13 protein-coding genes are annotated in these 17,642 nt (G+C 58.6%); 8 read left to right on the top strand and 5 right to left on the bottom strand.

The annotated features are described in order from the left end of the window. Positions 1–118 precede the first annotated feature (118 nt). The 3 genes from FIU93_RS09840 (at position 119) to FIU93_RS09850 (ending at position 5,017) form a co-directional block, all read left to right on the top strand. The gene (locus tag FIU93_RS09840; RefSeq protein ID WP_023003619.1) at positions 119–1,219 is read left to right on the top strand and encodes a TRAP transporter substrate-binding protein; all 1,101 of its coding nucleotides are present in this window, start codon (positions 119–121) and stop codon (positions 1,217–1,219) included. 75 nt (positions 1,220–1,294) lie between these two features. After that, a complete protein-coding gene (locus tag FIU93_RS09845; RefSeq protein WP_023003617.1) occupies positions 1,295–2,329 on the top strand; it encodes a TRAP transporter small permease subunit in 1,035 nt (344 codons plus the stop codon). A 21-nt stretch (positions 2,330–2,350) separates the two neighbouring features. Further along, a complete protein-coding gene (locus FIU93_RS09850) occupies positions 2,351–5,017 on the top strand; it encodes a TRAP transporter large permease subunit (protein ID WP_152505488.1) in 2,667 nt (888 codons plus the stop codon). An 80-nt stretch (positions 5,018–5,097) separates the two neighbouring features. Here the strand turns inward: FIU93_RS09850 and FIU93_RS09855 are convergent, their stop codons facing one another. From FIU93_RS09855 to FIU93_RS09865, 3 genes are all read right to left on the bottom strand, one after another. Further along, positions 5,098–5,787 carry a hypothetical protein gene (locus tag FIU93_RS09855; protein WP_152505489.1) on the bottom strand — a complete coding sequence of 230 codons (690 nt, stop codon included), beginning with the start codon at positions 5,785–5,787 and terminating at the stop codon, positions 5,098–5,100. Then, a complete protein-coding gene (locus tag FIU93_RS09860) occupies positions 5,784–6,506 on the bottom strand; it encodes a response regulator transcription factor (RefSeq protein WP_023003610.1) in 723 nt (240 codons plus the stop codon). Before FIU93_RS09860 ends, FIU93_RS09855 begins: the two co-directional genes overlap by 4 nt. A 152-nt stretch (positions 6,507–6,658) precedes the next feature. Further along, the gene (locus FIU93_RS09865; RefSeq protein WP_152505490.1) at positions 6,659–8,629 is read right to left on the bottom strand and encodes a PAS-domain containing protein; all 1,971 of its coding nucleotides are present in this window, start codon (positions 8,627–8,629) and stop codon (positions 6,659–6,661) included. A 168-nt stretch (positions 8,630–8,797) separates the two neighbouring features. Between FIU93_RS09865 and FIU93_RS09870 the strand changes: the two genes are divergently transcribed. Beyond that, positions 8,798–10,711: a S8 family peptidase gene (locus FIU93_RS09870; protein WP_209010327.1), complete on the top strand. Its 1,914-nt coding sequence runs from the start codon at positions 8,798–8,800 to the stop codon at positions 10,709–10,711. A gap of 33 nt (positions 10,712–10,744) precedes the next feature. Here the strand turns inward: FIU93_RS09870 and FIU93_RS09875 are convergent, their stop codons facing one another. After that, positions 10,745–11,005 carry a hypothetical protein gene (locus FIU93_RS09875; RefSeq protein ID WP_152505492.1) on the bottom strand — a complete coding sequence of 87 codons (261 nt, stop codon included), beginning with the start codon at positions 11,003–11,005 and terminating at the stop codon, positions 10,745–10,747. A 56-nt stretch (positions 11,006–11,061) separates the two neighbouring features. Then, positions 11,062–11,484, bottom strand: a complete 423-nt coding sequence (locus FIU93_RS09880; protein WP_023003602.1) for a MucR family transcriptional regulator — start codon at positions 11,482–11,484, stop codon at positions 11,062–11,064. 728 nt (positions 11,485–12,212) lie between these two features. On the opposite strand from FIU93_RS09880, the gene FIU93_RS09885 reads away from it, so the two are divergent. The 4 genes from FIU93_RS09885 (at position 12,213) to FIU93_RS09900 (ending at position 17,642) form a co-directional block, all read left to right on the top strand. Then, positions 12,213–13,343, top strand: a complete 1,131-nt coding sequence (locus tag FIU93_RS09885) for a porin (protein ID WP_023003600.1) — start codon at positions 12,213–12,215, stop codon at positions 13,341–13,343. A 238-nt stretch (positions 13,344–13,581) separates the two neighbouring features. Next, the gene (locus FIU93_RS09890; protein ID WP_023003596.1) at positions 13,582–14,610 is read left to right on the top strand and encodes a LacI family DNA-binding transcriptional regulator; all 1,029 of its coding nucleotides are present in this window, start codon (positions 13,582–13,584) and stop codon (positions 14,608–14,610) included. A gap of 222 nt (positions 14,611–14,832) precedes the next feature. Further along, complete coding sequence (locus FIU93_RS09895) at positions 14,833–16,818, top strand: AMP-binding protein (protein ID WP_055661165.1); 1,986 nt, start codon at positions 14,833–14,835, stop codon at positions 16,816–16,818. Continuing rightward, the gene (locus tag FIU93_RS09900; protein WP_023003592.1) at positions 16,815–17,642 is read left to right on the top strand and encodes an ABC transporter ATP-binding protein; all 828 of its coding nucleotides are present in this window, start codon (positions 16,815–16,817) and stop codon (positions 17,640–17,642) included. Before FIU93_RS09895 ends, FIU93_RS09900 begins: the two co-directional genes overlap by 4 nt.

Consider the following 17,642-nt stretch of genomic DNA (forward strand, 5'->3'; position numbering starts at 1 on the left):
CTGAGAAGCTGCGCAGAACCACGAATAGCGCTTCAGACACTCGGTCAACTAGACATACCTCGAGATCGGTGCAAGTGTGTACCCGGTCCGAAATCGGGTCCGATTAGGGAGGAAACTAATGGATCGTCGTTCGTTTATCAAAAAGGCTGGTATTGGTGCCGGCGGTGTTGCCGCTGGATCCTTGCTGGCTGCTCCGGCAATTGCGCAGGGCACCAAGGAAATGGTCATCGTGTCCACATGGCCGCGCGACTTTCCGGGTCTCGGTATTCCGGCACAGCGCCTCGCAGCCCGTATTGCAGAGCTGACCGCAGGCCGCCTCAACGTTCAGTATTTCGCCGCTGGCGAACGCGTTGGTGCCTTTGACTCCTTCGACGAAGTCGCTTCCGGTAACGCGCAGGCCTATATCGGCGCCGATTACTACTGGAAAGGCAAGCATCCGGGCTGGGCAGCATTCACTGCCGTGCCGTTCGGTCTGACCCAGGCTGAAATGGACGCCTGGATCAAGTACGGCGGCGGCCAGGAACTGTGGGATGAGCTGGCTGGTGAATTCGGCCTGAAGAACTTCGCCATGGGCAACACCGGTGTCCAGATGGGCGGCTGGTTCAACAAGGAAATCGAAACCGCTGACGACCTGAAGGGTCTGAAGATGCGTATTCCGGGTCAGGGCGGCGACGTCATGGCGAAACTCGGCGCGTCTCCGGTTTCCCTGCCGGGTGGCCAGATCTACGAAAACCTTGTTTCCGGCGCGATCGATGCGACCGAGTGGGTTGGTCCGTTCAACGACTACTTCATGAAGTTCTACGAAGCTGCCAAGTACTACTACTACCCGGGCATGCATGAGCCGGGCGCCATGCTTGCTCTGGGCATGAACAAGGCATTCTGGGATGGCCTCGACAAGGTCGATCAGCAGATCATCGTTGCAGCGTGTGCGGAAGAAAACTCCAACACGATGGCTGAAACCAACGCCAACAACGGTAAGTACCTGACCCGCCTGATCAACGAGCACGGCGTTGAGCTGCGTGAATTCTCCGACGAGATCTACGACAGCTTCGGTGAAGCCGCTCAGGAAGTTCTGGAAGAAGCGATGGATCATTCCCCGCTGTCCAAGAAGATCTTCGAGAGCGTCATCAACGCACGTCAGGAAATCGGCAGCTACATGGCGATCGCCGACATTGCCTACAGCAACAAGCGTAACCGCTACCTCGGCATTCCGAAGTAATCGGTTGAGCAAATAAAAGGGGCGGGAGAAATCCCGTCCCTTCTTCTTAGACAAAGATAAAAAGGCACAGCCACGATGACGGCCTTGGACAATGTTCAAGACGGCTCGCCTGTTATGAATTCCGGTGGTAAAGCCTCGCCGGAGAGCGCCCGCTTCTTCCGCCTGTGCGGCTGGATCGTATTGGCGATCATGACGGCGTTTCTGCTCAATAACTACCTGACCTATTGGCAAGACCTTCCAGGCATTGCGCCCATTTTCGGTGGCGCGGCCAATGGATCCATGCCAATTCTCTGGTCCTGGTTGCAATTGGCGCTCTATGCGGCGTTTGTCCTGTTGGCCTTCGGCTATGTGCGGACGAACGGAAACACGCTGCGTGAAGACAGCGTCCGGATCACCAACATCAACGCCTATCTCATCAGGGCCTGCTTCTTCGCGGTGCTGATCGTCGGGCTGGTCGACAGCGCGATCTCGTTCCTGCGCATCGAGGGCTTTCTGCCCGATGTCGTCGGACAGGCGCTTGCCGACGATCTCGGCAAATCGCAGTTCCGGGGCCCTTATGTGCACATGCCGCTGATCGCGCTTTCATTCGTGATCGCAGCCTTCACCCGCACGCTGGGTTTCACCTGGCTTGCGCTTCTGGTGGTTGCCGCCGAACTGATGATCGTGATCGGCCGTTTCGTCTTCTCCTACGAGCAGGCCTTCCTCGCCGATCTCGTTCGGTTCTGGTACGCGGCGCTGTTCCTGTTCGCCAGTGCCTACACGCTGCTTGAAGAAGGGCATGTTCGGGTCGACATCTTCTATGCGGGTCTGTCCTCGAGAGCAAAGGGCATCGTCAACGCGGTCGGTTCCGTTGTGCTCGGCATCAGCCTTTGTACCGTCATCCTGGTCATCGGCATGGGCGGCAAGCAGAACATCATCAACAGCCCGATCCTGACCTATGAGACCACGCAGGCCGGTTTCGGTCTTTACGTGAAATATCTCATGGCGGGTTTCCTGGGCGTGTTCGCCGTTTCCATGATGATCCAGTTCGTGGCCTATTTCCTGGACGCGGTTGCCGATATTCGCGGCGAACCGGGTGGCCGGGATCATGACAGCCACACTGTTCAATAGAGCCTGACGAGACCGCTTGATATGGAACTTTTCTTCCTTCTTCTCCTGGTCGTCCTGATGGCGATTGCGCTTGGGTCGGGTTTCCCCGTCGCCTTCGCGCTCCCCGGATCGGCCATCCTGACCATCGGCATCGCTGCCGGATCGGGTTATCTGTTTGCCGGCGACCCCGGCGCGTATTTCTCTCACGGTGGCCCAAGCCAGTGGCTCAGCGCGGGGGTGACGAACTTCCGTGGCATCTACTGGGAGGCCGAGCGAGATACGCTCATAGCCATTCCGCTGTTCGTCTTCATGGGCATCATGCTTCAACGATCCAAGATCGCTGAAGACCTGCTGGTGACGATGGCACGGCTGTTCGGCCCGGTGCCGGGTGGTCTCGGTATCTCCGTGGTGTTCGTGGGGGCTCTTCTGGCAGCCACCACGGGCATCGTCGGCGCAACCGTTGTCGCCATGGGCCTGATCTCGCTGCCGGCCATGCTGCGCAACAAGTATTCGGTGCCGCTGGCAACGGGAACGATTGCCGCTTCCGGGACACTGGGACAGATCATTCCGCCGTCGATCGTTCTGATCATCCTGGCCGACCAGCTTGCCAGTGCGGTCGATCAGGCCGGTTCGCTGCGCCAGACACTTTACAAGGCGAGCACCGGCGAGCTGTCGATGCCGTCGGACTACTCTGTCGTGTCGACCAGTGCCGGCGAAATGTTCCTGGGTGCCTTCCTGCCGGGTCTTGTCCTGGTTGGCCTCTACATGCTGTTCATTCTGGGTTTCGCGCTGTTGAATCCGAAGTCGGCACCGGCAGTCCATGAAGAAGGCACCTTCACGCGTGCGTTCGCAGGCAAGGTGGTCCTGACCCTGGTGCCGCCGCTGGCCCTGATCTTCCTGGTGCTTGGTTCGATCATCGCCGGTGTCGCTACCGTGAACCAGGCTGGCGCCATCGGTGCCGTCGGTGCGATGGTCATGGCCGGTTATCGCCTTCGTGACGGTAAGCGCGGAGCCTACAGCCCGGCGATCCTGGCCATTCTGGCCTTGCTGGGGCTGGCCGTGGTTGTCAGTTTCTTCGGCTCGGTCAACATCAAGCTGATCCAGACCAGCGACGATGTTCTCGCCCTGGTGCTGGCTATCATCGCCGTTTCGCTGCTGCTGATCGCGGTCCTTTGGTCCGGTTGGCGTACGCTGAAGTTCGAAGACACCATGCGCGGAGTGATGGTGGAAACCGCCAAGACCACCGCGCTTGTGTTCATCATTCTTCTCGGCGCTGCCATGCTGACTTCTGCCTTCCGTGCCTTCGGCGGGGAAGAGCTGGTCAAGAACTTCCTGCAAGGCCTGCCGGGCGGGTTCTGGGCTCAGTTCCTGATCGTGATGCTCGTGATCTTCATCCTCGGCTTCTTCCTCGATTTCATCGAGATCGCCGTCGTGGTGGTGCCGATCGTTGCACCGATCCTGCTTGCCGATCCTGAAGCAAACGTCACCGCCGTGTGGCTTGGCGTGATGATCGGTCTCAACATCCAGACCTCGTTCCTGACACCGCCCTTCGGCTTCGCGCTGTTCTATCTGCGCGGCGTCGCACCGGCCGTGGTCAAGACGCTGGACATGTACAAGGGCGTGGTTGCTTTCATCTGCCTGCAGTTGCTGGCACTCGGCATCGTCGGGCTCTATCCGCAGCTTGTGAACTATCTGCCGAACCGCTCGTCGCTGCTGTCCGAGACAGCTCCTCCGCCAAAGAATCCGCGTCTGCAGTACTGCATGGAGACCCTCATCTACGAGGACTTCCAGCAGAACGGCGACAAGATCCTGTCGGCAATCCAGTCGGTCGAATCCATCGACATGAGCTATCTGCCGGAAGATCTGCGCGATGATGTCATGGACGGTCTGGAAAAGGCGAAGGAAGCCATGCCGCAGATGGAGGCGATCCATCAGGCTGAAGCTGAAGTAGCAGCAGCGGCAGGGGCCTACAAGCCGGTGCACACACAGGTTCGTGCCATCGAACGCGATGCCCGCCGTCTTGATGACCGGATCGCCGACCTTCAGGTCATCGTTGACCGGTCGGGAGAAACCGGCATCTACACGGCTGCACAAGGTGAGCGTGCTCAGGCTCGCATCGACGAGCTGAAAGCCCGGCATGAAGCCCTGATGGCTCAGGTCCCGTCCGATTGGCAGGATACCTACACAACCTTCGCCAAGATCCAGAAGGCAGAGGATGTAGCCCGGATGACCTATCGTCGGACTGTCGATCAGGCTTACGAGCCGATCGCGGAGCTAAAGGCGATCCTCAACGGTGCTGATCTTGTTGCAAGCTTCAAACCGGAACTCGAAGCCCTGAAGGCCGAAGTGCCGACGCTTGAGCCGGAAGCGGCCGAAGAAGCGATTTCGGCCATGCGTTCACGGGTTGGAGATGCGGAAGGCACGAGCGATATCCGTGATGGCCTGAACGAAGCCCGCAAGATCATGCGCAGCCGTCAGCCGAACGCGGAAGAAGCTGTTGCTGAAATCGACAAGTCGATTGCCGCTCTGGATGCGGATCTTGCCTGGCGCCGCAAAGGGGCCGAGGAAATCCTGCCGCAGCTGGAAACCTTCGATGACACCGTGGCAGCCAATATTGGTGTGAGAGCCCAGAACCGTTTGCCGACGGATATGGCTCTGGACGTTGCCGGATGTCTGTCCGGGCATCGGGATATTTCCCTGAGCTTCTGATCTTCAGAAGCCTTTCAAGATGCAAAAAGGGCTGTCCCGGTGGGCAGCCCTTTTTAATTGTCTGATTGGCCTTGCGGAAGTCAGGCGAAGCGCTGCCAGGCGGACGTGAAAATACCGGCGGCTTCGGGCGCTTCAATAATTCGGCCATGACACATGACGATCCGTTTCACGGGCCAGCTGCCAACGGCTTCCCGAAAGGGGGCGATGCCGGATTTGTCGCGGATCGCGTAGCGGTGATAGAAGGCCACTCCCGGCACGCCGTAGCAACCGATTGCCCTGAAGAACAGTTTTTCTGTGAAATTGTGTTCCGGTTGATAGTTATAGAGCAGGTCAGCCGTTACCAGTGTGCCCGAACGCCGGTGAAAGAGAACCGTTTCGTTCAAGTCGTGCCCGTTCAGTGTTGCATGCTCGATTTCTCCATCAGCCACGATTGTTTTGTCAGTGACAATTTCCGAGTTCGCGATCTTGCCGATCTTCCGTTCAAGCCCTTTGGGAACAAGTACACGGGCATTTGGAAAATGGTCCTGTGCGGCGTGCAAATACATGTGATGGAAAAGGTTCGGCGCAAAGAGCACCGCGATCTCGCCCAGGCTGCGGAGGGCGTTCCTGACATCCTCGTCCAGTGCCACCGGAGAGTGGAGCACCAGTCCGGCGGCGGTTTCCAGAACGGTCATGCGAAGGCTGCCCTTGCAGCCGAGCCTGGTAAAGGTGGTATCGAGCGTCCAGAGCCCTTCGTCGAGTTTTCGGAGTTCCAGTGCGGAGTTGCTCATGACCACTTCACATCACAGGCCAGCATGTAGCCGGAACCGTAGATGGTGCGAATGTGGGCGGGCTCGTTCTTGCGGTTGAGCTTCTTGCGGATGCGCGAAATGCGCACGTCGATGGACCTGTCGAGGCTCTCGTCACGGCCGCCATGTTCAAGCAGGTAGTCTCGCGACAGCACGCGCTTGGGAGCTCTCAGCAGAGCTTCCAGCAACGTGGCCTCTCCAGTGGACAGAAAAGTTTCCTCGCCTTCCGGAGAGGTCAGGCAATGGGAAGCGGGTTGGTAGGTCCAGCCTTCGAACCGGGCGCAGTCGACGCTGGCCTTCACCGGTGCCTGGTCGGACGATCGACGCAGAATGGAGCGGATGCGCGCAACCACTTCGCGCGGGTCAAACGGTTTGACCACGTAATCATCCGCGCCAAGTTCCAGCCCCATGACACGATCGGTGGAATGTCCGCGCGCCGACAAAACGATGATCGGCACTGATGACCGGCGCCTGATCTCGTTGATGAGCGCCATGCCTTCCATATCAGGCAGGCCGAGATCGACGATGCAGGCATCCGGTGTTTCCAGGCCGAGTGCGATCAGCATCTGTGAGGCCGTGGAAAAGACCTTGCCTTCCATCTCGAACTGGAGAAGGGCATCCAGCAGCAAGTTGCCGATTTCCGGTTCGTCGTCGACGATGAAAACCGTGCGTTTGGTTGCCTGGAGGGAGCGTGTCTGCAAGGCGCGTTCCTGTGTCCTAGATCAAGGGTTACTGATTTCGATCCGTCTGTGGGATCGTTTGAGCGGAAAAGCCTGGCAACTGAAACCGGCAAGTTGGATATGGGCGCGGGACCAGAACTGATGGGTCAATCGCAATTCTCTTTGCATAACCTTCAGGCCGGATCTGGTGTGGGGCTGAGAATCTTTCGCAGGGTGTCTGCAAGTTGAGCATCTGCGAAGGGTTTCGCCAAGACCGGAAATTCACAGGCGCATTCCTGTCCTGCAAGGTCGGACCAGTCGGCGTAACCGGACATCAGTGCAATGCCCAGATCTTGACGCTTCTGCTGGATCTCGCGCGCGAGGGCCAGACCATTGATCTGACCCGGCATGATGATGTCACTCAGCACTCCCCGCAATTCGGGTAGGTCCAGCGCCAGGCTTCGGGCGTCTTCCGCGTTTTCGGCTCTCAGCACCGCGTATCCGAGGTTCTGCAACTGGTCCGTCACCGTATTGGCAACATCCGGGTCATCCTCCACCAGAAGCAGAAGTTCACCCTGACCCGGTTTCAAGGGGAGCGTTTCGCCCTCGTCCGTGTCCCGGCCAGTAGTTGGCGTGATACGTTGATAGGGCAGATAAAGGGTCAGATAGGTTCCGACGCCCAGGGCGCTGGAGATGTGGATCGCGCCGCCTGACTGGCGAATGAAACCATAGACCATGGACAGGCCGAGCCCGCTGCCCGTGCCGAAGTTCTTGGTGGTGAAAAAGGGTTCGAAGACACGCAGTTGCGTGTCCGGATCCATGCCGCCGCCAGTGTCGCCTACGGTAATACGCGCAAACCTGCCGGATGGAATGCCCAGGTCTTCGGCTTCGCGGGTGTCCAACTCGCATGCATCCAAAGTGATGGTCAGCGTGCCGCCTTCCGGCATCGCATCGCGTGCGTTGAAGGCCAGGTTGATCAGCGCTGTTTCCATCTGCGTCGGGTCGATGCAGGCGCCGATTTCCTTGTCCTGAGCGGTAATCGTCACGTCGACCGAAGGCGGCAGGGAACCTTCCAGCAATCGGCCGGCACTGGCGATGACCTTGGCAAGCGACACATTCTGGGGATCGATCGCCTTGCCACGGCTGAAGGCAAGCAGGCGCTGGATCAGATCCGAGCCGCGCTTGGTGGCTTCGAGCATTGGTGACAGCTTGCTGTCGAGGGTTTCCCGGTCGAGCGGCGTTTCCATACGCCCGAGAGACAGAAGATTGCCCATCAGGATCGCAAGCAGGTTGTTGAAGTCGTGGGCGAGCCCGCCGGTGAGCTTGCCGACGGCATCCATGCGCTGGGACTGCACAAGCGCTGCTTCTGCCTGCTTCTGGTCCGTGGCATCGAGCGAAAGCACAAAAATGCCCAGGGTCCTGCCGTCCTTGGTCATGTCCGGAATGAGGGTCGAGCGCATGTAGGCGGTGCTGCCGTCCGAACGATTGCGCTGATATTCGTAGCTGACGGCATTGCCTTCAAAGGAGCGGTTGATATGAGGCTCCAGCTCCTTGAACAGCTCCTCGCCAACCACTTCCGGTGCCGGCCGTCCCGCGATCGAGGCAACCGAGTGGCCGAACCAGTCGGCGTAGCGGCGGTTGGCGAAGCGGAAGACGGGGCCGGGAGACAGATAGGCAATCAGGGCCGGGATGTTGTCCGTCACCAGACGGAGCCAGTCTTCCGACTGCTGCAGTGCCCGCGTGCGCTCTTCCACCGTTCGTTCCAGCTTTTCCTGCCGGCGACGATCCTCGGTGACGTCCGAATAGGTTGTGACGAACCCGCCCTTCGGCAGGGGGGTGCCTGAAACGGCGATCACCTGGCCATTTGGACGGATGCGTTCGAAATAATGCGGTTCGAACAGCTTGGCCCGTTCCAGCCGGCGCTGGATCTTGCCTTCGATATCGCCGGGGCCATATTCGCCGCGCTCGGCGTTGACACGCAGGAACGCTTCCAGATGCGTGCCACGACGAGCCAGTTCCTGAGGAAAATCAAGCATTTCCCAAAGGCCTCGATTCCACGCGACAAGTCTGAGATCGGCGTCGAAGGCCGAAAAGCCCTGATTGATGTGGTCAAGCGCGGCCTGCATCAGATCGAGCTGCGTCTTGAGCTGTTGTGTCTCCTCCATGGGGGGAGAGTAAGCCCGAAAAGCAGGTTTGACCATTCATCCGAGAAGAGAATGGCAGTCCTTGCCGACAAGACCCGGCGGGGGGCACGTGCAGGCCGAAAAACTTCGCCTTTCATGATATGCTGGCCAAGTATTTTTGACTTTGTTTTTCCTGCGATGGAGGGATCCATGCAATTAAAGAAACTTGATCCGAGGCTGCGCCGGTATGCGGCCGAGGCAGAACTGAAATCATTTGACGACGAAACCGCCCTCGACACCTTTCCGTCCGCTCCCGCGTCCCTGGAGAGCACTTCTGCCGGGTCGCCGCCGCTTGGGGAGGTCCGGCGCGTTCTGGTCGAACTGCAGGCGGATCAACCGCCTGCGGCCTTTGCTGACTTTCATTGGGTACATGTGGCCGGGAAAATCTATTCCGTCTCGCTTCCGATGAACAGGCTGGTGGAGCTGCATGCGCATCCGTCGGTGGAAACTGTCGAAGCCGGACGGCGCTGGTTTCCGATGCTCGAAACTTCCCTTGCCGAAACCAGGGCGAATACGGTCCATCAGGGCAGTACCGGCGTCCCGGGCCGAACAGGGGCCGGTGTTCTGGTGGGCATCATCGATTACGGAATGGATTTCACGCTCGACGATTTCCGCAAGGCGGACGGCACCACAAGGCTGGCGTTTCTCTGGGACCAGCGCCTCGACGCCCGTCCGGGCGAGAGCGCGCCGGATGATTTCGCCTATGGCGTGGAGTATGGGGCCGACCAGATTGACCAGGCGCTGAATGCGTCTGATCCGTTCAGTGTTGTCCGGCACAGGCCGGATGCGGCTTCGCACGGCACACATGTTGCGGGAATCGCGGCAGGCAACGGCAGATCGCACGATTCCGACTTCGCAGAAGGAGCGCATCTTGGAGCAGCGCCCGACGCCACGCTGATTTTTGTTCAGCCGGATACGCGCGACGGGTCCGGCACATTTACCGATTCCAGCCACGTGGTCGATGCAGTTGCCTACATCATGAACAAGGCGGATGCGCTCGACATGCCCTGTGTCATCAACATGAGCCTCGGGCAAAATGGCGGTAGCCATGATGGGGAGAGCCTTGTCGAAAGGGCGATCGACCGTCTGCTGGAGCCTCTTGGGCGGGCGTTCGTGAGCGCGGCGGGAAATGAACATGTCTGGCATGGGCACGCCGCCGGGAACATCAAGACGGGCGAGAGCCGGGAACTGCGCTGGAAAACGGGTGGTGGCATGCCTTTGCCCGATGGCACCATCACCCAGACCGGAACGGACAGGACGTCGAGCGAGCTGGAGATCTGGTATTCGAGTGTCGACAGGTTTGCGGTGACACTGACAGCACCGGATGGAACACAGTACGGACCGGTGACCCCTGGTAAATCCCTGCTTCAGGACGAGGTCTTTATCGATTCGGAGCGCTTTTCGAGCTTGAACGGACAAGCGCGGATCTACATGCAACTGGAAGCGCCATTCGGGCTCGGGATGCTGAGGTCCGGTGTCTGGACCTTGAAACTGGAGGCACTGGAAGGAGAAAACGGCCGGTTCGACGCCTGGATCGAGCGTGATCTGCGTGACCGGGACAACAATTATGCCGATCAGTCTTTCTTCCAGGGGGGCGATTTCGACCCTGTCCGCACGCTCGGTACTCCGGCAACAACACGCAGGGCAATTGCGGTTGCCAATTACAGCCACTATTCACTTTCGCCGGCGGCTTCCTCCAGCCGCGGGCCCACACGCGACAATCGGAACAAGCCAGAGGTTGCTGCGCCTGGAACAAATATTGTTGCGTCCTGCGCGCAAGGCGGGCGGAACAACGGCAACGGCGGGGTCCACCCGATGCGTGTGCTGAAATCCGGCACCAGCATGGCTGCCCCCCATGTTGCCGGTATCGTTGCCTTGCTGTTTCAGGAAGCGCGCTCCTTGTCGGCGCCCCAGATCGCAAACATCCTGATGGCGACGTCGGACAATCCGGACGGCATACCGGGGTTCGATGTTGCCTGGGGCTTTGGCCGGGTGAACGCGGCGCGTGCCCTGCGGCTGCTGCGCGATCCCGATCAGCCGGGGCGCACCGATGCGGTGATTTGAGCTTTTTGATGTGAAAAACAGGATGCGGCGTCGTTAGCGCCGCATCGCACCGCCGACCTGGATATAGGTGACAGCGGTATCCTCAGCGAGCGAGTTGAGGTTTTCTGCGGTGACGAGCAACGTCATCAGGTGGCTTTGAGGGCTCCAGGACAATAATTCAGGAGTGCCCGCGCTGGTGGTGCGCATAGCCAGGTCGTCCGGGGTCTTGCCCGGTGCAAGTTCGACCATCGCCTTCATTTGCGCCGAGGGATCGTTTCTCATGATCGCCTTGCGCGCCTGCGGGCTGAGTTTCATCTGCCTGAAGTCCATACCTGGAATATAGCACTGCGCTGTCGGTCTTCAAAACCGGGTTAGCGTTTCCGATGCCCCAGTTTTGCGGCCTTGGCCATCTCGGCCCGTTTTTGCGCGTAGTTGGGTGCAACCATCGGGTAATCAGCGCTAAGGCCCCATTTGCGCCGATACTCGGCGGGGGTCAGGTTGAACTTCGTCTTCAGGTGGCGTGTCAGAAACTTGAATTTCTTGCCGTCCTCGAGACAGACGATGAACTCCGGAGTGACCGAGTGCTTTATAGGCACAGCCGGCACGAGGGGAGCCCTGAATACGGTCGGGGTGTTGTTGGTCGCGGTTTCCAGGGCAACGTGGACATCCAGAATCAACTCGATCAGATCCTGCTGCGGGACCGGGTTGTTCGTCACGTAGTTGGAAACAATTCCCGCGGTGAGCGCCATCAGGTTCGGCGAATCGAAGCTCTCGCCTTCTTCTGGTTCAGCCATGGGAGTTCCTTTTCCGAAATTGGGGACTGGAGAGGGCCGTGGGCGGGGCGGTGCCGGGCGTGCAGGCAAACCGTGCCAAATAGATTTGTTTTACGACTTCGCTTTTCAAGTAGCGATCACGTTTTTATCAAATAAAAAAATGTATGAGGAAATTTCGCCGATTTGGGAAACCGGAGAGTTTTCCATTGGCGCAATCTCAACTGTAGTTCTCAAGAAATACTGGACTAAAAATTCTGGTTGTTCCAAAAACCGCTGAAATCTGCAGGAAAAATAGACAAAATCGAAAATGCGATTTCTTCTCTATAGAAAAACTTGCTTTTCAAATCTGTAAACTGAACAGTGTAGTCATGAAGTTCGCATCTGCAGCAAAAGCAAATGTAAGAAAAACAGCATAAATAAACACAAAGTATTTAAAGTAGTGCAAGGGCGGGGGATATGGGGATGCGGTTTCGGGAGTTCAAGGGCAAAAATGAAAAAGTGAAAAATTGTAAAAAATGATGGATTATCAATGTGTTGCAAAAATATGACTCCAAATGCCAATGTGCGCCAGAGAAAAATTCTGGCTTGAATTCCGGCGTCGGAACTGGCTTTTTGATGCGGAGACGGCCAACGGGGTGCAAGTAAACGCTTGTTGTTGGTAGTCTAAAGGTTAGTTTGAAGGGGTCGCGTTAAAGTATTCGAATCCGTTCCTTCAGCCTTCCGACTGAATTTGAAACTGGAGTAATGTAATGAAACTCAAGAGTTTGATGCTCGGCGCGGCCGCAGCTGCTGCTGCAACCACTGCCCAGGCGGCTGACCTTCCGGTCGCTCCGGAGCCGGTCGACTATGTTCGCGTTTGTGATGCATACGGCGCGCGCTTCTACTACATCCCGGGCACCGAAACCTGCCTCCGCGTTGGCGGCCGTGTTCGTACCCAGGTTGTCGTCAACAACGTTCTGGAAGACGGTGCCTTCAGTGACCGTGACTCCGACGGCTACTCCTGGCTGTCTCGCGGCTACCTGTACCTGGACGCTCGCACGGCTACCGAATTCGGTACCCTGCGCACCTACGTGTCCATCTACTCCACCGTGACCAACGGCGAAAACAGCACCACGCTGGAAAACGCCTACATCCAGTGGGGCGGTCTGACAGCTGGTCGTCTGACCTCGAACTTCGACATCTTCACCGGTCAGGCCTTTGTCGGTGTCGTGGATCGTGACTGGTCCGACGTAACGTCCAACCAGATTGCCTACACCGCTGCTTTCGGCAACGGCTTCTCCGCGACCATCGCTCTGGAAGACCGTTCCGATCGTGAATATGGTGATTACGGCGGGACCCGTGCTCCGGACTTCGTTGCCGCTCTCGGCGTTTCCCAGGGCTGGGGTTCTGCACAGCTGTCCGGTGCTCTGCACCAGGTTTACCCGGATGCAGCTGCCAACCGCACCAACAATGGTGGTGAAGACTCCCTGGGTTGGGCAGTCGGTGGTGGTGCTGCCATCAACCTGCCGATGCTCAACTCCGGTTCGAACATCTTCTTCCAGGGCTTCTACGCTGATGGCGCACTGTCCTACATCACCACGTATGACGGCGTAGCCGACTACAACGGCGACGACACCTCCACCGGTTACTCGCTGTCTGCTGGTGCCTACATCCAGGCAACTTCCACGATCGGCCTCGCGCTTGACGGTTCCTATGCCGACATCGACGCCGCAACTGGCCTGAACGACGTAACCCGTTACGCAATCGACGGTTCGGTTCAGTGGGAGCCGGTCTCCGGCTTCGTCATGGGTGCAGACGTTGGTTATGCAAACACCGACATCGACACCCAGGGTGACCAGGACGAACTCCTCTTCGGTGTTCGTATGCAGCGCACCTTCTAATCTTACGGTTAGACTCTGACTGACTAAAAATGACCTCCAGTCAGTCAATCGGCCCGGCAGACTCCAAACTGCCGGGCCTCCCCCGTTTTAGGGCACCCGCAGTCGCCAAGGGGAAAAGCGCCGTGTCTGCTGTGCTGTGGTTTCCGCGGCAACACCGAGCCGGTGCGGCTGAAAATTCTTTGCCTCTCCAATTGAAAAGACGTGCGACGCCAGAATGTTCTCGGCTAACATTCGCGGAATGCCAAAGTCTGAATACAAAAAGAAAAATCCGACGGTTCAGGACGTCGCCCGCGCCGCCAATGTGTCGACGGCAACTGTCAGCCGCGTGTTGACGACACCTGACAGGGTCTCCGCGGAAACCCGGCGCCGTGTGTCGGAAGCGGTCGAAAAGACCGGCTACGTCCTCAATCATGCCGCGCGCAATCTTCGCCGCCGGGACACGGGAACAATCGTTGCGCTCGTTCCGGACATCGGCAATTCCCACTTTTCGAACATTCTCCAGGGCATTGAAACGGTCTGCGCGGAAAGACAGCTGAAAGTGCTGATTGCCGACACGCGCAAGCCGTCCATGTCGCATTCGAGCCTGAGTGACTATTTCAGCAAGAACAATTGCGACGGGATCGTTATCCTGGACGGGCATTTCTCGATTTCCCGAATCAGATCTTCCAATCCCAAATCCCCGCCCATCGTGCTGGCCGGCGAATGGAGCGACGATCCGGCGGTGCCAATTGCCGTTGTCGACAATCTGATGGGGGCGGATCTGGCAGTGTCGCACCTCCTCGAACTGAAACACTCGAATATCGGCCACGTAACGGGCCTCCTGTCGCACAAGCCGGGAAGGGACCGGCTCGACGGATTCCGAGCCACGTTGGGCGGTGCGGGTCTCGATCCGGCCAGTGCCTGGATCTTCGAGGGGGACTACACGCTGGAAGCCGGCGTCAGGGCCGCAAAGGCATGGCTGGACCTGCCGAACCGGCCGACCGCCGTCTTCTGTGCCAGCGACCGGTCCGCCTTCGGCTTCATTTCATTCCTGAGCGAAGCCGGCATCCGTGTGCCGCAAGATGTTTCGGTTGTCGGGTTTGACGACATCGACATTGCCGGCCATTTCGTGCCGCCACTGACAACAATCCACCAGCCTCGCCGGGCAGTTGGCGAGCAGGCAGCGAAACTGTTGCTCAACCTGCTGGGTGGTGCAAAGCCGGACAACGGCAGCGTTCAACTGGAGCCCTGGCTGGTGGTTCGCAAGAGTGCAGTCGAGCTGGTCTAGGCATCAGTCATTCGCACATGCAGCGCAAATGAAACAATTCGACACGATTGAAACATATTGCTGAAAATCCGCCGTCCTAGCCTGATTTTCAACGGGTTGGGACAGCGTCCTTCTTCGCCTTTAACAATTTACCGGTTGAAGGTTCGGTCGGCACGGCGTTTCATAGCCCCACAGGAAACGACCCTGGAAAACCGGGGCGCCTTCTAAAGGGAAGAAACATCTATGGTAGGGTCGGCCAGCGCTACATCGCGCGGGGAGGACACCTTTCCGAAGATTCTCATGCGTAACGCGCAAGTCTTCGGAGACCGGACGGCGTTCCGGGAAAAGGATTTCGGGATCTGGCAAAGCTGGACCTGGTCCGAGGTGTGTGAAGAAATCCGCGCATTCTCCATCGGATTGAAATCTCTGGGCCTGAAGGCTGGAGACAAGATCGCCATCGTCGGTGCGAACCGTCCAAGGCTCTATTGGGCGATGGTTGCCGCCCAGGCACTCGGGGCCGTTCCGGTGCCTGTCTATTCGGACAGTGTTGCCGAGGAAATGGCCTTCGTGCTCGGCCATGCCGAAGTCACCTTCGCGGTGGTCGAGGATCAGGAGCAGGTCGACAAGCTCCTGTCGATGGCGGACGAGGTAAAGTCGCTCACCGAGATCATCTATGATGAAGTGCGTGGCCTGCGCGACTACGATCATACCCACCTGCACGGCTATTCCTCGGTACAGGAAAAGGGACGCGAGCTGCTAGCGGCAACGCCGTCCCTGGCAGCCGAGTGGGAAGCCGGATTTCGCGACGCCAAGGGCTCAGACATTGCGGTGATGCTGTACACTTCCGGCACCACCGGGAGACCGAAGGGCGTGATGCTGTCCTTCGACAATCTGGTCATTTCGGCACGCAACGGCAACAAGTTCGATCATCTGGACGAGACCGAAGAAGTGCTCGCCTACCTGCCGATGGCCTGGATCGGCGACCACGTGTTCTCCCTGGCGCAGGCCTTCACGGCGGCCTATTGCGTCAACTGTCCGGAAAGCATGGACACGATCGACGTGGACCGGCTTGAAATCGCGCCGACCTATTTCTTCGCACCGCCGCGTGTTTTCGAGAACATGCTGACCCGCATCATGGTGCGCATGGAAGATGCGGGTAAAACCAAGCGTGCTATCTTCGACTATTTCATGGAAGTCGCCCGCAAGGTGGGCGAGAAGATCCTGAATGGCGAAACGGTCGGCCTGAAGGACCGCATGCTTTACGCCCTCGGCGAGTTCTGCGTCTACGGACCTCTCAAGAACCGCATGGGTCTCACCCGAATGAAAGTCGGCTACACGGCCGGTGAAGCCATCGGGCCAGAGATCTTCCGCTTCTTCCGCTCGCTCGGCCTCAACCTCAAGCAGCTCTACGGCCAGACCGAGGCCAGCGTCTACATAACGCTGCAGCCGGATGGCGAGATCTACGGCGATACGGTCGGCAAACCTGCTCCCGATGTTGAGCTCAAGATCGCCGACAGCGGTGAAGTGATGTATCGCTCGCCGGGTGTCTTCGTCGGCTATTTCAAGAATGACGAGGCTACTGCCAGCACCAAGACGCCGGATGGCTGGGTGCATACAGGTGATGCCGGCATCATTGCCGAGAACGGCCACCTGAAGATCATCGACCGCGCCAAGGATGTGGGCAAGCTCAACGACGGGGCACTGTTCGCGCCGAAATACATCGAGAACAAGCTGAAGTTCTTCCCGAACATCAAGGAGGCGGTCGCCTTCGGTCATGAGAAGGACATGGTGGGGGTTTTCATCAACATCGATCTGACGGCGGTCGGCTCCTGGGCGGAACGCAACAACGTCAACTATGCCTCCTACCAGGAACTTGCCGCGCATCCGGATGTCTACGGCATGATCGAAAGCCATGTCGATCAGGTGAACCGGGATCTTGCCCGTGAACCGATGATGGCGGGTGCGCAGATCAAGCGGTTCCTGATCCTGCACAAGGAGCTGGACGCGGATGACGGCGAGCTCACTCGCACGCAGAAGGTTCGCCGGAGCTTCATCGCCGAGCGCTATGGTCCACTGATCGACGCGCTTTACGACGGATCCACCTCCAAGCATGTGCGGACGGAAGTAACCTTTGAAGACGGCCGCAAGGGCGCAATCGAAGCCACCGTCGAGATCCGCGACATGTCCACCCATGACGCCGGAGCGGGCGTACAGGAGGCCGCCGAATGAACGCGATCGTTTCCGACAAGACACTGTCGCCGAATGGTGCGCAGGAACCGGCAGAGCGCGAGGTGCTGCTGCGGGTCGATAACGTGTCGCTGTCCTTCGGCGGCGTGAAGGCGATCACCGACATTTCGTTCGACATCCAGAAGGGCGAGATCCGCGCGATCATCGGTCCAAACGGGGCCGGCAAGACGTCGATGCTCAACGTCATCAATGGATTTTATCATCCGCAGGAAGGCACGATCACCTGGCAGGGCCAGGTGCGCCGCAAGATGAAGCCTTACGAGGCTGCCAGCCAGGGGATTGCCCGGACCTTCCAGAACGTGGCGCTGTTCAAGGGCATGACAACGCTGGACAACATCATGTCCGGCAGAACCTTGAAGATGCACAAGAACTTCTTCTGGCAACTTCTGTGGCGCGGCCCCGCGGAGCGCGAGGAAATCGAACATCGGCGCAAGGTCGAGGACATCATCGATTTCCTTGAAATTCAGGCAATCCGCAAGACACCTGTCGGGCGCTTGCCCTACGGGCTGCAAAAGCGGGTCGAGCTTGGCCGCGCGCTGGCGATGGAGCCGGACCTGTTGCTGCTCGATGAGCCGATGGCCGGTATGAACCTTGAAGAAAAAGAAGACATGAGCCGGTTCATCATCGACGTGAACCAGGAATTCGGCACGACGATCGCCCTGATCGAACATGACATGGGCGTCGTCATGGATCTCTCCGACCGGGTGGTCGTGCTCGACTACGGCAAGAAGATCGCCGACGGGCCACCGGAGGAAGTGCAGGCCAGCCAGGCCGTTATCGACGCTTATCTCGGTGTGAGCCACTAG

It is taken from the genome of Labrenzia sp. THAF35, assembly GCF_009363595.1.
Lineage (GTDB): Bacteria > Pseudomonadota > Alphaproteobacteria > Rhizobiales > Stappiaceae > Roseibium > Roseibium algicola.

Excerpts from the sequence above, each read along its gene's own strand:
- FIU93_RS09840 (WP_023003619.1), top strand. The coding sequence starts at position 119 with ATGGATCGTCGTTCGTTTATCAAAAAGGCTGGTATTGGTGCCGGCGGT.
- FIU93_RS09845 (WP_023003617.1), top strand. The coding sequence starts at position 1,295 with ATGACGGCCTTGGACAATGTTCAAGACGGCTCGCCTGTTATGAATTCC.
- FIU93_RS09850 (WP_152505488.1), top strand. The coding sequence starts at position 2,351 with ATGGAACTTTTCTTCCTTCTTCTCCTGGTCGTCCTGATGGCGATTGCG.
- FIU93_RS09855 (WP_152505489.1), bottom strand. The coding sequence starts at position 5,787 with ATGAGCAACTCCGCACTGGAACTCCGAAAACTCGACGAAGGGCTCTGG.
- FIU93_RS09865 (WP_152505490.1), bottom strand. The coding sequence starts at position 8,629 with ATGGAGGAGACACAACAGCTCAAGACGCAGCTCGATCTGATGCAGGCC.
- FIU93_RS09870 (WP_209010327.1), top strand. The coding sequence starts at position 8,798 with ATGCAATTAAAGAAACTTGATCCGAGGCTGCGCCGGTATGCGGCCGAG.
- FIU93_RS09875 (WP_152505492.1), bottom strand. The coding sequence starts at position 11,005 with ATGAAACTCAGCCCGCAGGCGCGCAAGGCGATCATGAGAAACGATCCC.
- FIU93_RS09880 (WP_023003602.1), bottom strand. The coding sequence starts at position 11,484 with ATGGCTGAACCAGAAGAAGGCGAGAGCTTCGATTCGCCGAACCTGATG.
- FIU93_RS09885 (WP_023003600.1), top strand. The coding sequence starts at position 12,213 with ATGAAACTCAAGAGTTTGATGCTCGGCGCGGCCGCAGCTGCTGCTGCA.
- FIU93_RS09890 (WP_023003596.1), top strand. The coding sequence starts at position 13,582 with ATGCCAAAGTCTGAATACAAAAAGAAAAATCCGACGGTTCAGGACGTC.
- FIU93_RS09895 (WP_055661165.1), top strand. The coding sequence starts at position 14,833 with ATGGTAGGGTCGGCCAGCGCTACATCGCGCGGGGAGGACACCTTTCCG.
- FIU93_RS09900 (WP_023003592.1), top strand. The coding sequence starts at position 16,815 with ATGAACGCGATCGTTTCCGACAAGACACTGTCGCCGAATGGTGCGCAG.